Genomic DNA, 13,404 nt, shown 5'->3' with positions numbered 1-13,404 from the left:
GGCCGGTGAACTACAGTCTGCTCAGCCCCCTTTTTTACGCAGAAGGTACTGCCGATGGATTTCGCCTATTCACCCAAGGTCCAGGCATTGCGCGAGCGCGTCACGGCGTTTATGGATGCCTATGTTTACCCGGCCGAAGCGGTCTTCGAGCGTCAGGTCGCCGAGGGTGATCGCTGGCAGCCGACTGCAATCATGGAGGAACTCAAGCGCAGGGCTCAGGCTGAAGGCCTGTGGAACCTGTTCTTGCCTGAGTCGGAACTGGGGGCGGGGCTGACCAACCTGGAATATGCGCCGTTGGCCGAAATCATGGGCCGCTCATTGCTGGGGCCGGAGCCATTCAACTGCTCTGCGCCGGACACCGGCAACATGGAAGTACTGGTGCGCTATGGCAGTGAGGCGCATAAGCAGCAGTGGCTGGCGCCCTTGTTGCGTGGCGAGATTCGTTCTGCGTTCGCCATGACCGAGCCGGACGTGGCATCTTCTGACGCCACTAATATGCAAGCCACGGCGGTGCGCGATGGCGACGAGTGGGTGATCAATGGGCGCAAATGGTGGACCTCCGGCGCCTGTGATCCGCGTTGCAAGGTCATGATCTTCATGGGCTTGAGCAACCCGCAAGGGCCTCGTCATCAACAGCATTCGATGATTTTGGTGCCTACCGATACCCCCGGGGTGAACATTGTCAGGCCGTTGCCGGTGTTCGGTTATGACGATGCGCCCCATGGTCATGCTGAAGTGCTCTTCGAGAATGTCCGCGTACCCTACGACAACGTGTTGCTGGGTGAGGGCCGGGGGTTTGAGATTGCCCAGGGCCGTCTCGGCCCAGGCCGCATTCACCACTGCATGCGTTCGATCGGTATGGCCGAGCGCGCCCTGGAACTGATGTGCAAGCGTTCAGTGGCGCGCAACGCCTTTGGCAAACCGCTGGCGCGGCTGGGCGGTAACATCGACAAGATCGCTGATTCGCGGATGGAGATCGACATGGCCCGACTGTTGACCCTCAAGGCGGCCTACATGATGGACACGGTGGGTAACAAGGTGGCCCGCAGCGAGATCGCCCAGATCAAGGTGGTGGCACCAAACGTTGCGTTGAAGGTGATCGATCGGGCCATTCAGATACATGGCGGGGCTGGTGTTTCCGGTGACTTCCCGCTGGCCTACATGTACGCCATGCAGCGCACGTTACGATTGGCCGATGGCCCGGATGAGGTCCACCGCGCCGCGATCGGCAAGTACGAGATCGGCAAGTACGTACCGCGCGAGCCACTTCGCAGCGAGCCTCAGTAAACCCAGACCTCGACCCGGCGGTTGCGGATTCGGCCTTCGTCCTGGTCGTTCGTCGCCACCGGCAGTTCGGCGCCCAGGCCAAGGATCTCCCGAGCGGTCACGCCTTGCCGGGCCAGCTCGCGGCGCACGGCCATGGCGCGCAACTTGGACAGCAGGGTGGCGCGCGCCGGGTCGCTCTTGGCATCGCCGAACCCCACCAGGCTGATCTTCTGGTCGAGCTTGCCGGTGCGCTTGAGGTACGCGACCACCCGTTGCAGATCGGCTTGCGCCTTGTTGTCCAGCGTGGCGCTGCCTTCGGCGAAACGAAAGTTCACCGAGAGCCGTTGTGCCTGTTCAAGCAGGCCTCGATAAGCCGCAGGCATCTCGGCATTGGCCCTTACCGGCATCGCCTGGATGGTCTGGGCAATGAAGCCGCTGGCGGTGACGATGGCCTGGCCGGGTTCGCTTTGTGCAAAGCGAATCAGCGCCTGGGCCCAGGGGTTGTGCTGGCCGGGTGGCAGGTAGAAATACAGCCGACGGGCCAGCGGATAATCTTCGCTGGCGATCAGCCCGGGTGTCGGCAACATCGCACTCGCCGCACCGTCGGCGATGGCCAGGACTTTGGCGCCATGCACTGAACTCAGGCTGCTGAAACCGATTGCCTGGCGATCACGACGGACTTCGGCGGCCAACTGCTCACCCGATTCAAACCGTGCGGTACCGGTTGCCAGCGTCAGATCATGGGGGTCGAGTACCAGGCTCTTGAACGTTTCGAACGTACCGGAGCGATCGTCGCGAGCGTACAAACGGATCGGCCCGCTGCCCAGACCTAGCGCGTCCCAGGTCGTAATGCGGCCTGCGAAAATTTTTGCCAACTGTTCGGTCGTCAATTGTGGCAAGGGATTGTCCGGGTGGACGATCACCGCCATGCCATCAAGGGCGATCACCTGCTCGGCCTCGGCACTTTTCAGATCGCCAAGCGCTTCTAGGTCGACCAGTTCGCTGTCTTTGATCGGGCGCGAGGCCGCCGCGAGGTCGGCGTCACCGTTTTTAAGCGCGGTAAAACCGGTGCTCGACCCGTGGGCCGCAATATTCACCTGGATCAACTCGCCCTGAGCAGTGTGGCCTTGTACCTGAACTTCGTTGGCAACCGTGCCGGGCAGTGTCTGGATGTCCTGCACGCCTTGCGCTTGCAGCATGCCGCGCACCAAGGCTGGCGCCAGCACACTGCCGATGGTGTTGGAGCCCTGCAGGCGCAGTACCGTTTGCCCGGCGTGCGCTGCGATGGGGAGGGCGGCTAACAGGCTGAGGAGCAGCCGAAAAACAAGGGGGAACATGCCAGTGGGTGCTCGCGGCTAGAGGTCGTGCCGGGAGATTAAGACAATACGATGACCGCAAGATGACGAAGGCTCAGAGGATTTTGGCTGAATGGTACGCCGGCAACATTGGTACTACCCTCTGAGAAACACGCATTTTGCGTGGTTCCCTGTGGCCAAACGCCTGACGTGAGGATCGACCGATGCTGCAACGGCTAAGCGTGACGTTACTGGTGTCTTCCTTTGCACTGCTTGCGGCGTGTGCGACGCACGTCGACAGTACCAGTGAGGCATCATTTTCTGCGTCGATGGTGGCCATGAGTCAGGGCTTGGACCTGGAGCAGAAAGCGGCGTTTGATCGGGCGCTGACAGTGGTCAGGGAAGCATACGGGCTTGACCGGGCGCGAATGGCCAAGGCACTGGATGGCAAGGACGCCGAGGATGTCCTGGACCTTGCTGCGGATATCCGTGAAAAACAGGATGAGGCGGCCCTGGCGCAAGCCGAAAAGGATCAGGCTGCTCATCTTGAGTCATCGAAGGCGAACCTTGCGCAGTACACGGAACACTGTGAAGCGCTTGAAGCCAAGCGCCTCGCCGAGGATCCGGACAGCCGCGGCCCCAGTCGCTTTGAGGCACACGTGTGTGCGTCCGCAGACAACTACGAACGGACGGTCGACAATCTTGAAGAGATGACGGCGCAGCAGTACAAGGACGCCGATAAAGACACGATCAGCCAGCTCAAGCTGGACTGAACATCGGCGTTGTCTGCCACCGGGTGTCGGTGGGGTGCCTTGGCGTTCGCGGTGTTTGCATCGCGGGCAAGCCCGCTCCCACATGTGGGATGCAGGCAAGCCAGGCGCGGGGCTTAGCTCAATTCCAGCCAGATCGGTGCGTGGTCCGAGGGCTTTTCCATGCCGCGCAGTTCGTAGTCGACGCCCGCATCCTTGAGCCGTGGCAGCAGCCCTTGAGAGGTCATGATCAGGTCGATGCGCAGGCCACGCTTGGGTTCATCCTCGAAACCACGGCTGCGGTAGTCAAACCAGCTGAAACGGTCGCAAACGTCAGGGTTCAGGTGGCGGAAGCTGTCGACCAGGCCCCAGTTTTTCAGCCGTGCCATCCACTCGCGCTCTTCCGGCAGGAAGCTGCATTTACCGGTCTTGAGCCAGCGCTTGGCGTTGTCCGGGCCGATACCAATGTCGCAGTCTTCCGGGGAGATGTTCACGTCGCCCATCACCACCAAGGGCTGCTGGTTCTGGAACTGGCTTTCAAGCAGGGTTTGCAGGTCGTTGTAGAAACGCTGTTTGGCCGGAAATTTGGTGGGGTGGTCGCGACTTTCACCCTGGGGGAAGTAGCCGTTCATGATGGTGATCGGTGTGCCATCGACGTCGGCGAAGGTGCCCCAGATGAAACGGCGCTGGGCGTCTTCCTCGTCGGTACTGAAGCCCTTGAACAGGCTCAATGGCGCTTGGCGCGAGAGCAGGGCGACGCCGTAGTGGCCCTTTTGACCATGGAAGTTCACGTGGTAGCCCAGCGCCTGAACTTCAGCCAGTGGGAATTGCTCGTCAGCCACTTTGGTTTCTTGCAGGCCGATCACGTCCGGTTGGTGCTTTTCGATCAACGCGGCCAACTGATGGGGCCGGGCGCGCAGGCCGTTGATGTTGAACGAGACGATCTTCATGGAAGCAACAATCCTGGTAAAAGTCAGGATGCTAGCTGACATCGTCGGCCACGACCAGCGTGGCGGCCCTGTCGATCGCCTGCTAACGTGCTTCACGAGGGCGCGCCAGCGTAGCGAGCACCTCGCTGGCAATGAATGCCCAGGCCTGGAGGTTCACGATGTCCGAATCGACTGCTGTTACGGCTGAAGTCCGCTTGCTCGATGGGGGCTACAGTCATGAAACCCGCTCGTTGCTTTACCATGCCTACCGCCGCGAGCCGACGTTTGCCTACCTTTTCGAAGCGGCGCGCCCTGGTTACGACCACCGCATCCGCGCCACGGTGCGAGAGCTGGTGCAGCAGCACTTCTATCAAGAACTGCCCGCGTTGGGGTTGCTGATCGGGGAGCGTTTGATTGGCGTTGCACTGATTGCACCACCACAACGTCGGCTCAGCGTCACGGAAAGCTGGGCCTGGCGTATGCGCATGTTGCTGAGCACCGGGTTCAACTGCACGCGCCGTTACCTGGATTACCAGGCGGCACTGATGGCCTGCCTACCCACTGACGCGGTTCACATGTTGCCGCTGCTGGGTGTCCATCCGCAGTTTCAGGGCCAGCACTTTGGTGAACAGTTACTGCAGGCGTTGCACGACTGGTGTGCCGAAGATGAGCACTCTCAAGGGATTGTTCTGGACACCGGCAATGAGCATTACCTGGCGTTTTATGCGCGGCAGGGCTATCAGGAGATTGGTGAAATTGCGGTAGGGCCTGTTCGTGAGCACGTTTTTTTTCACCCGAACCCCCAGCATTCCCGGCAAATCGGGGCGTAATCGAGCAATGAGCGATGGCCGCGGTCGCCCGGCTGCCGTAAAGCTCTGGTAGCATCGGTGCTTATGACGTATTTAGCACCTTTTACCTGTGGTTTGATTCTATGCATCGCCAGCTTCGCCGTCTGTGCACAAAGTGAACTGGTCGTTCGGATAAAGCCTGCCAACAGCGAGCTCAAGGACAATATCGAAGGTTACATTGGTAGCCTGGGTGACCGTGACGAAGAGGCTCTGATGCGCTTCAGTCGCGGTGCCATCGAGCAGGCCAGAAAAGCGGCCCAGGCCTTGGGCTACTACCAGCCTCATATCGAAACCGAGGTCAAACCCCCGGCCAAGGCGAACAAGGGACCACGCCTGGTGATGACCGTTGAGCCGGGTGAGCCAATCCGGATTCGCGACATCACGGTACGTATCGAAGGGCCGGCCAGCGAACTGAAAGCCTTTCGGATTCCCAACAGCCGTTACTTGCGCTCGGGCGAAGTGCTCAACCATGGGCATTATGAGGACGCCAAGCGGCTGATTCAGAACCAGGCTTCCCGCTATGGCTTCTTCAGTGGCCGGTTTCTCCGGCAACGTCTGACGGTCGATCCACTGGCTGGGGTCGCTGATATCGAACTGGTCTATGACAGTGGCCCGCGCTACGCCCTGGGTAAGGTCCAGTTTACCGGTGACAGCCCTTTCGATGAGGACCTGCTGCGCAGGATGGTGCCGTTCCAGGAAGGTGCGCCCTATGATTCCGAGCTGATCGCCGAGCTCAACAATGCGCTGCAGTCCAGTGGCTACTTCGAGGGGGTGCGTGTCGATGCGGCACCGACGGCAGCCGTCGGCCAGACAATCCCGGTGGCGGTGCAGTTGCAGACCCGCAAGCCTCGTACCATGGGCTTGGGCCTGGGTTTTTCGACGGACGTCGGGCCTCGTGCCAAGGCTAACTGGACGCGCCATTGGGTTAACCCTGAAGGTCATAGCTACGGTATCGAGACCGAGGTATCGGCCCCACGGCAGAACGTCGGGCTGTGGTACGACGTGCCTCTGGATCCTCCGCTGACCGACAAATTTCGTTTTGCCGGTGGCTACCAGAACGAAGAGATCGCCAATACCGACAGCCTCAGTAAACTGCTGACGGTAGGCCCGGAATGGCACAGCAAGTTGCCCAGTGGTTGGCAGCGGGTGATCTCGCTGAAATGGCAGCGTGAAGAGTATCGCCTGGGTGACGACTCCGGGTTGAGCAACCTGCTGATGCCCGGTGTCAGTTATGCCTACCTGCGCAGCGACAACCGCATTGATCCGCACAATGGCTACCGCCTGCAGTTCGACACGCAGGTCGCGAAGGAAGGCCTGCTCTCGGACACCAACCTGGTGCATGGCAATGTCCTGCTCAAGGGCTTGACCACACTTGGGCAGAACCACCGTTTCCTGGGCCGGGTACAGTTTGGCGGCAGCGCCACCAACGGCTACAAATCAATGCCGCCGTCTTTGCGTTTTTTCGCCGGTGGCGATCAGAGCGTGCGCGGTTACGACTACCAGACGCTGTCGCCGAAGAACTCGGACGGTGACCGTATCGGTGGCCGCTACCTGGTGGCCGGCAGTGTTGAGTACCAATACTCGATTGCCGAGAAGTGGCGCGTGGCGACCTTCGTCGATCAAGGCAACTCATTCAACAGTCTGGAACTGCCCAGCCTCAAGACCGGCGTCGGTCTTGGTGTGCGCTGGGTATCTCCGGTGGGCCCACTGCGCCTGGACCTCGCCCACGCGCTGGATGACGAGGGCGGTATTCGTTTGCACTTTTCCATGGGGCCGGAACTGTGAGTCGTGTGTTTAAAGGGATTGCCATCGGCCTGGTCGGCGTACTGCTGATTGTGGTCTTCGGTGTGGCCGCTGTATTGGGTACGCAGGCGGGCAGCCGTTGGGTACTGAACCGGGTGCCAGGGTTGCAACTGGACGACTTCCAAGGGCGGCTGGCAGGGCAGTGGCAGGCCAAGCGCCTGTTGTGGGAGCAGTCGGGTAACCGGGTCGAGTTGACGCAGCCGTTGCTGGCGTGGTCGCCCGCCTGCCTGTTGCGGATGACGTTATGCGTAACCCAGCTACGCGCCGAGCGGGTGGACCTGGCGTTTGCCCCCGGTGAGCCCTCGACAGACAGCGGCCCGCTGCAGTTGCCGGCCCTGGTATTGCCGCTGAACATCGAACTGGGTGAGCTACAGGTTGGTCGACTGACGTTGGATGGCAATGAACAGTTGAGTGAGTTGCAACTGGCGGCGCGTTGGAGCGTCGAGGGCCTGCGTATTGATCGCCTGCAGGTTCAGCGCGAGGATTTGCACCTGGCGCTGCAGGGGATGCTTAAGCCTGAAGGCGACTGGCCCATGCAGGCCAGCGGCCAACTGCAATTACCTGCAGTGGATGGGCAGCCGTGGCAATTGGCTGTGACGGTGGACGGTGACCTGCAGCAGACGTTGCGGGTGAGCGCGGACAGTACGGGCTATTTGCAGGGACGACTCGATGGGCAGTTGCAGCCGCTGGCGGCGAACCTGCCGGCCAAGGTGCGTATCAGCGCCGACGCCTTCAAGGCGAGCGCCGACCTGCCGGATACCCTGCAGCTCAATCACGTGTTGCTGACCGGTGAAGGCGACCTGAGCGCGGGTTACCGGCTCGCGGGCAATGCCAGCCTGCCGGCCTCGCAGGGCCCGATCGCCCTGGCCCTGCAAGGCCGGGTCGATGCCCGTGGTGCCGAACTGTCAGCGCTCGACCTGAACGCTTCCGCAGAACAGTACCTCAGGCTCAAGGCCACCGCCGACTGGCAACAGAGCATCAAGGCCAGCGCTCAGCTTGAGTGGCTGGACTTCCCCTGGTTGCGCCTTTACCCGCTGGATGACGCGCCGCAGGTCACCCTGCGTCGTTTCAATGGCCAGGTCCGTTACCAGGAAGGGCGTTACGAAGGGGATTTTGCCGGTGACCTGGACGGCCCGGCCGGTGCGTTCAAGATCAGCAGCCCGTTCAAGGGCGATCTCACGGCTATCGACTTGCCGCAGCTTGTTCTGAGTGCGGGGCAGGGTAAGGCCGCCGGTAACCTGCGGGTGCAGTTCGCTCAAGGCATTGCCTGGGATACGGCACTGGAGTTGTCCGCGCTCAATCCTGCGTATTGGCTGGCCGAGTTGCCCGGTACATTGGCTGGGCCGTTGCGCAGCACGGGCGAGTTCAAGGATGGCCACCTGCGGCTGGATGCCGACGTAAATCTCAAGGGCCGCCTGCGTGGCCAGCCGGCGCTGTTTCAGGCCAAGGCTGGCGGTGCAGGGGAACAGTGGACCTTGGGCACCCTGGAAATTCGGCTGGGGGACAACCGTATCAACGGTAGCGGCAGCCTTCAGCAGCGTCTGGCCGGCCAGCTCGACCTCGACATGCCCCGTTTAGGGCAGCTCTGGCCGCAACTGCAGGGGCGTTTGAAAGGGCGCCTGGACGTTGCGGGCACACTCAAGGCCCCACAAGGGCAATTGACCTTGCAAGGGCAGCAGTTGGCACAGGCCCAGAACCATCTGCAACGCCTGGATCTCAGCGCGCAGATGGACCAGGCACAACGTGTACGGATTGAGTTGGAGGCCGGTGCGATCCAGTTGGGTGAAACGGGATTGGGTACGCTTACTGCCAAGGGGCAGGGCGACAGGCGTCAACAGCAATTGCGCCTGGGCCTGAAGGGGCCGCAACTGGTGCTTGACCTCGAACTGGACGGTCAGTTGGACAAAGACAACTGGCGGGGGCGCCTGGCCAGTGGGCGTATCCAGGCCGGAGGCCAGGATTGGCAGTTGCAGGCCCCGGCCCGGCTACAGCGCCTGGCGAATGGCCAGATTGACTTCTTTGCTCATTGCTGGCGTTCGGGTGATGCCAGCCTGTGCGGCGAAGACCAGCGCCTGGCCCCCGAGCCCAAGCTGCGTTATCACCTCAAGCAGTTCCCGTTGCAGAGCCTGGCCCAATGGTTGCCGAAAGACTTTGCCTGGAACGGTCAACTCAATGCCGATATCAACCTTGACCTGCCGGCCAGCGGGCCCAAAGGACGGGTTCAGGTTGATGCCAGTGGTGGCACCCTGAGGCTGCGCGAGAAAGGCCAGTGGCTGGATTTCCCTTACCAGACCCTGCGCCTGGACAGCACCTTGGGCCCACGGCGGGTAGATTCCCGTTTGGCGTTTCGTGCCGAGCGACTGGGTGAGCTGACCTTGGACACGCGTCTTGATCCGCTGGCGAAAAACAAACCTGTCAGTGGTACGTTCAGTTTGAATGGCCTGGACCTTTCCATCGCCCGGCCTTTTGTTCCGATGGTCGAGCGCTTGGCCGGCCAGTTGAATGGCAGCGGCAGGTTGTCCGGCACGTTGCTGGCGCCACAGGTCAACGGTAGCCTGACCCTTTCGCAGGGCGAGGCCAGCGGTGCAGAACTGCCCATCAGCCTGCGTGAGCTGACCTTGCGTGCCGTGATCGCCGGTGAGCAGGTTCAGTTGCAGGGTGACTGGAAAAGTGGCGAGACTGGCCAGGGACAGTTGAGTGGTCAGATCGGCTGGGCGCGCGCGTTGGCGGTCGACCTGCGTGTTCATGGTCAGCGCTTGCCAGTCAACGTCGAGCCCTACGCCGTGCTGGAGGTAGCCCCGGACCTGAACATCGGCCTGCAAGGCGACAAGTTGGCAATCACAGGCAAAGTGCTGGTGCCCAAGGGCAAGATCAGCATCCGCGAGTTGCCGCCATCCACCGTCAAGGTATCCGATGATACGGTGATCGTCGGCCACCAGACCGAAGCGGGTCAGGCCCCCTTGGCGATGGCCATGGACGTCGACGTCGAGGTAGGGCAGGACAAGCTGTCGTTCAGAGGGTTTGGTTTGAGTGCCAACCTGCGGGGTGCCGTGCATATCGGCGACAACCTCGATACCCGTGGTGAGCTGAGCCTGGTTGATGGCCGTTATCGCGCCTATGGCCAGCGCTTGACCATCCGCCGCGCACGATTGCTGTTTGCAGGCCCTATCGATCAGCCGTATCTGGACATCGAGGCCGTACGCAAAACCGATGACGTGATCGCGGGTATTCGCCTCAGTGGCAGTGCTGAACAGCCGACCACCCAGGTGTTTTCCGAGCCGGCCATGAGCCAGGAGCAGGCCTTGTCGTATCTGGTATTGGGGCGGCCATTGGGCAGTACCGGTGAGGACAACAACATGCTTGCACAAGCGGCGCTGGGCTTGGGGCTGGCGGGCAGTTCGGACCTGACCGGTAGCCTGGCGAAAAGCCTCGGTATCGACGACTTCCAGCTCGACACTCAGGGGAGCGGCGCCAGCACCAGCGTGGTCGCCAGCGGCAACCTGACGGAACGCCTGAGCTTGCGTTATGGCGTGGGCGTATTCGAACCGGCCAACACCATTGCCTTGCGCTACCTGTTGAGTAAAAAGCTCTACCTGGAAGCCGCCAGTGGGATCGCCAGTTCGCTTGATCTGTTTTACAAACGCGACTTCTGAGTCAGCGAACGGTTGCAGCGGCGATGAACTCGTTGTCCGCGGATGGCGGTGCAGGATCGGGCTGGCGGCAGGGGGTAATCAGTTGGGTGTACTCTTCGATCAGACGATTCAATGCCTCGGGCGGTTCGCAGGCCTGAAACTGCATGCGAATCTGTACTTCGTCCGGGTCACGATGATCGCCTTGGCGCTTGTTCTGAGCGCCTACGGTGACCATGAACCGCTCGTGCTTGAGTGCGCTGTTTTCCAGTACATGGCTTGCATCGGCCAGTTCGGTGTTCTGGATCTTTACCGAGAGGTCGACTTGCATCCGCTCCAGGGCCAGGCCGCGTGGTGACACCAGCGTGATCAGGGGAATGCTCAAGGTATGTCGGTCATCCATGGCGACATCAACCATCTTGGCTTTCATCGGGGCGCCCAAGGCTTCGGCGTCATAGTCAAAAAACTGGTCAAACAGCTTGATGTACTGTTGTGCGATCAGGTTGTTCGCCGCCGCTGCGGCGTCCTGCAGACCTCGGGTAATGTCAGCCAGGTCGCAGGTGGCAAGGGGCTCTTTGTCGTTAGGACTGCGTTCCAAGAGGCTGGGCTCCTTTGGCGAGGGACGGGGAGGCTCCGCTCATCAGAGCGGAACCTGTTGTCGCGTGTCAGATAGTGGTTTGTTGTACCTGGTCTGGCATTGGCAGTTTGGATTCAGGCAAGGCGTCCTTGTTCTGCGCCTCGGTGTTGGGAAGCATGACCGGCTTGGTGGCGGCATCGGTCAGGAAGTCGATGACGCGCATCAAGGCTTCTGGCGGATCCTGGCGTTTGACGCGGGTGTTGAACGCGTAACGCGCGCGGGTGTCGGTCTTGCGGGTTTGTGTTGACTTGTGGCTGACCTGGCCTTTGACGCTCATCTTGAACGGGCCCCAGCCAATGGAGGCGCCAAACTCAGCGCTGCCACCGGTTTCAGAGCTGCTTTCGGCCTGCTGGCTGATGGTCAGCTCGAACTCGATGTTACCTTCTTCAATGGCGATGTTCGGGTGGGTGATGGCCGCCAGCAGAGGGATCTGCATTTTCTTGGCGACGGTACCCTGATAGACACCCTGTTCGTCCGTGAGGGTTTCTTCATAGTCGAATTGGATGGCGACAGCCTTGCCATCTTGAATACAGACGCCCATGAGGAAGTCTGCGTAGGATTTACTGGCGCTAACCTGCGCCTGAATCATGGCCTGCAGTGGCCCGGAGATCATCCGGTCCAGTGGCAGTGCGTTCATGACCGAGCCGATGAGGCTGTTATCGATAGTTGCCATGTTGAGATTTCCTTATCGTGAAGTGCGCGTGAGTGCGCGGTTACTGTTACGCGGTGTGGCGGGCGTGAGCTTCTTGACGCCGGATATTGCCGATCTGGCGCAGGCTCAGGCCGTATTTGTCGGCCAGCACGCTACGGGACAGGCCGTGCGAGCTTTCCTGTTGAATCTGTTGGTTGCGCAGTTGCCGGTTGAAGTGGTCGGGTTTGGGAATCTCCAGGGCCGTACCGGCATAGCGTTTGATCAAGGCCTCAAGCTGTTCATTGGGCAGTACGTCGGCCAGCGTGGTGCGGCCTGGGTGCTTGGGAATGTACTTGGGCCTGCCGCCGTAGATGCAGGTCAGGCGATACGCGCTTTCCAGCCCGACACACGCGATCAAGGCTTGCAGGGAATGAGGCAGTTGGGTGATGTCGATGCGGTTCAGGTCGCAGAGTTCCATGATCACTTCCTTGTCAATGAGCAAGCCATTTGGGCCTGCGGTAGGTGTTAGCCGTCAGCAATCAGCGTGATCAGCAGTGCCGTACCGGCTGGCTGCGTTGGTCGGCGTCATGGGTTGATTCTCGGGCACTGCGCGACAAAAGATCTAGGTAGCAAGCGGGTCTGTACCAGTAGCTGTTCCTGCTTATGTTCGGTGGGAAAAATGGCGAAGGGGTGTGGGTATTCCGCGGCGTAACAGGCGCAAAGCCCCGGTTTTCGGCCTGCCACCACAACGGCATAGCCGCTGCTTGGCGCTACCAGCGTCAGTCGCAAGGGTGGGTGACCAACAGGCTGACCTGAGCCATCAATGCGGTTTGGCGAGGCAGCGCATTGTCGGGGAAGGAACGCCAATCAACCCATAGGCAGACAGCGGTGAGTGGGGTGCCGCCGCGTGCGCCGACGACCTGAGGTGCGAAGTCGCGTCGGTACAACGCCTGGGTTTTTTTCAACCCTTGAACCCGTTCAGCCGAGGCCAGCGTGGCTTTTACCAGTGACGGTATTTCCTGCATGGGGATGGTGAAGGCTTCGCGTGTTTCCGGGCTACCCAGGTGCCCGGCCTGTCGAGAACGTTGCCACAATTGCTGCCATTGGCTGTTGCCTGCGCTGTTCGCCAGGCTGGTTCCGAGTGCTTTCAGGTGCGAGGGATCGAGGTCTATGGTTTGCAGTGCTTGAGCCTCAATACAGACCAGCAGGCCGACTGTACTGAGCAGGTGGGGTATGCGCATGAGGATGCTCCGCGAGGGACGTTAGTGCTTGAGCGCTCATGTTTGCAAGTTGGTCGGTAGGGCAGAACCGGGAAAATATCCTTGTGAGAGGATTGGACGTTGTATTATTCGCGTTTGATTTTTGTCTTCCACGCGTCAAGGAAACCCACATGACTCAAGGCCAACGCCTTAAATACTCCATCCTGTTGTCCCTGCTGGTGCTGGCAACCATGCTGGGGCTGTCCTACCTGCAGAAAGACGGTGTGATCAGCGAAAAGGTGTTCCAGTACATCGCCATCGGTGTGGCGGTCGTCGTGGTCATCGTCAACGGCATCATGCGCCGCAAGGTCAAACTCTGACTCCAGGTCGGCCAGCGCCAACGCTGGCCGACACCGGC

The 13,404-nt window shown here is 60.8% G+C and carries 12 protein-coding genes; 6 read left to right on the top strand and 6 right to left on the bottom strand.

What is annotated here, in order from left to right; all coding sequences use genetic code 11:
- Positions 1-54 precede the first annotated feature (54 nt).
- A complete protein-coding gene (locus CYD26_RS16235; RefSeq protein ID WP_102053067.1) occupies positions 55-1,287 on the top strand; it encodes an acyl-CoA dehydrogenase in 1,233 nt (410 codons plus the stop codon).
- Here CYD26_RS16235 and CYD26_RS16230 read toward each other — a convergent pair.
- Positions 1,281-2,603 (bottom strand): substrate-binding domain-containing protein, encoded by a 1,323-nt coding sequence (locus CYD26_RS16230; RefSeq protein WP_102053066.1) that lies wholly within the window; start codon positions 2,601-2,603, stop codon positions 1,281-1,283. The genes CYD26_RS16235 and CYD26_RS16230 overlap by 7 nt on opposite strands.
- A 182-nt stretch (positions 2,604-2,785) precedes the next feature.
- Between CYD26_RS16230 and CYD26_RS16225 the strand changes: the two genes are divergently transcribed.
- The gene (locus tag CYD26_RS16225; protein WP_102053065.1) at positions 2,786-3,334 is read left to right on the top strand and encodes a hypothetical protein; all 549 of its coding nucleotides are present in this window, start codon (positions 2,786-2,788) and stop codon (positions 3,332-3,334) included.
- Between the two features lie 113 nt (positions 3,335-3,447).
- Here the strand turns inward: CYD26_RS16225 and xthA are convergent, their stop codons facing one another.
- Entirely contained in the window at positions 3,448-4,260 is an 813-nt protein-coding gene (xthA, locus tag CYD26_RS16220; protein ID WP_102053064.1) for an exodeoxyribonuclease III, read from the bottom strand.
- 158 nt (positions 4,261-4,418) lie between these two features.
- Between xthA and CYD26_RS16215 the strand changes: the two genes are divergently transcribed.
- From CYD26_RS16215 to CYD26_RS16205, 3 genes are all read left to right on the top strand, one after another.
- A complete protein-coding gene (locus tag CYD26_RS16215) occupies positions 4,419-5,069 on the top strand; it encodes an N-acetyltransferase (protein ID WP_065758556.1) in 651 nt (216 codons plus the stop codon).
- A 63-nt stretch (positions 5,070-5,132) separates the two neighbouring features.
- Positions 5,133-6,872, top strand: coding sequence for an autotransporter assembly complex family protein (locus CYD26_RS16210; RefSeq protein ID WP_102053063.1), 1,740 nt, complete (start codon positions 5,133-5,135; stop codon positions 6,870-6,872).
- Positions 6,869-10,543 carry a translocation/assembly module TamB domain-containing protein gene (locus CYD26_RS16205; RefSeq protein ID WP_102053062.1) on the top strand — a complete coding sequence of 1,225 codons (3,675 nt, stop codon included), beginning with the start codon at positions 6,869-6,871 and terminating at the stop codon, positions 10,541-10,543. Before CYD26_RS16210 ends, CYD26_RS16205 begins: the two co-directional genes overlap by 4 nt.
- A 1-nt stretch (position 10,544) precedes the next feature.
- Here CYD26_RS16205 and CYD26_RS16200 read toward each other — a convergent pair whose 3' ends face one another.
- The 4 genes from CYD26_RS16200 to CYD26_RS16185 all read right to left on the bottom strand — a co-directional run bounded on the left by CYD26_RS16200 (position 10,545) and on the right by CYD26_RS16185 (position 13,028).
- The gene (locus CYD26_RS16200; RefSeq protein WP_065758523.1) at positions 10,545-11,117 is read right to left on the bottom strand and encodes a DUF2589 domain-containing protein; all 573 of its coding nucleotides are present in this window, start codon (positions 11,115-11,117) and stop codon (positions 10,545-10,547) included.
- A 67-nt stretch (positions 11,118-11,184) separates the two neighbouring features.
- Positions 11,185-11,829 carry a DUF2589 domain-containing protein gene (locus CYD26_RS16195; protein ID WP_102053061.1) on the bottom strand — a complete coding sequence of 215 codons (645 nt, stop codon included), beginning with the start codon at positions 11,827-11,829 and terminating at the stop codon, positions 11,185-11,187.
- Between the two features lie 46 nt (positions 11,830-11,875).
- Positions 11,876-12,265, bottom strand: a complete 390-nt coding sequence (locus tag CYD26_RS16190) for a Mor transcription activator family protein (RefSeq protein ID WP_065758525.1) — start codon at positions 12,263-12,265, stop codon at positions 11,876-11,878.
- Between the two features lie 301 nt (positions 12,266-12,566).
- Positions 12,567-13,028, bottom strand: coding sequence for a hypothetical protein (locus CYD26_RS16185; RefSeq protein ID WP_102053060.1), 462 nt, complete (start codon positions 13,026-13,028; stop codon positions 12,567-12,569).
- A gap of 149 nt (positions 13,029-13,177) precedes the next feature.
- On the opposite strand from CYD26_RS16185, the gene CYD26_RS16180 reads away from it, so the two are divergent.
- Positions 13,178-13,366, top strand: a complete 189-nt coding sequence (locus tag CYD26_RS16180; RefSeq protein WP_065758527.1) for a hypothetical protein — start codon at positions 13,178-13,180, stop codon at positions 13,364-13,366.
- Positions 13,367-13,404 lie beyond the last annotated feature (38 nt).

The sequence above is a fragment of the Pseudomonas sp. FFUP_PS_473 genome (assembly GCF_002858665.1).
Classification (GTDB): domain Bacteria; phylum Pseudomonadota; class Gammaproteobacteria; order Pseudomonadales; family Pseudomonadaceae; genus Aquipseudomonas; species Aquipseudomonas defluvii.
This window is presented reverse-complemented; position numbering and strand designations above follow the sequence as displayed.

Coding starts and splice junctions, on each gene's coding strand:
- CYD26_RS16225 (WP_102053065.1), top strand. CDS start 2,786: ATGCTGCAACGGCTAAGCGTGACGTTACTGGTGTCTTCCTTTGCACTG.
- CYD26_RS16180 (WP_065758527.1), top strand. CDS start 13,178: ATGACTCAAGGCCAACGCCTTAAATACTCCATCCTGTTGTCCCTGCTG.
- CYD26_RS16190 (WP_065758525.1), bottom strand. CDS start 12,265: ATGGAACTCTGCGACCTGAACCGCATCGACATCACCCAACTGCCTCAT.
- CYD26_RS16215 (WP_065758556.1), top strand. CDS start 4,419: ATGTCCGAATCGACTGCTGTTACGGCTGAAGTCCGCTTGCTCGATGGG.
- CYD26_RS16235 (WP_102053067.1), top strand. CDS start 55: ATGGATTTCGCCTATTCACCCAAGGTCCAGGCATTGCGCGAGCGCGTC.
- CYD26_RS16210 (WP_102053063.1), top strand. CDS start 5,133: ATGACGTATTTAGCACCTTTTACCTGTGGTTTGATTCTATGCATCGCC.
- CYD26_RS16230 (WP_102053066.1), bottom strand. CDS start 2,603: ATGTTCCCCCTTGTTTTTCGGCTGCTCCTCAGCCTGTTAGCCGCCCTC.
- CYD26_RS16195 (WP_102053061.1), bottom strand. CDS start 11,829: ATGGCAACTATCGATAACAGCCTCATCGGCTCGGTCATGAACGCACTG.
- xthA (WP_102053064.1), bottom strand. CDS start 4,260: ATGAAGATCGTCTCGTTCAACATCAACGGCCTGCGCGCCCGGCCCCAT.
- CYD26_RS16185 (WP_102053060.1), bottom strand. CDS start 13,028: ATGCGCATACCCCACCTGCTCAGTACAGTCGGCCTGCTGGTCTGTATT.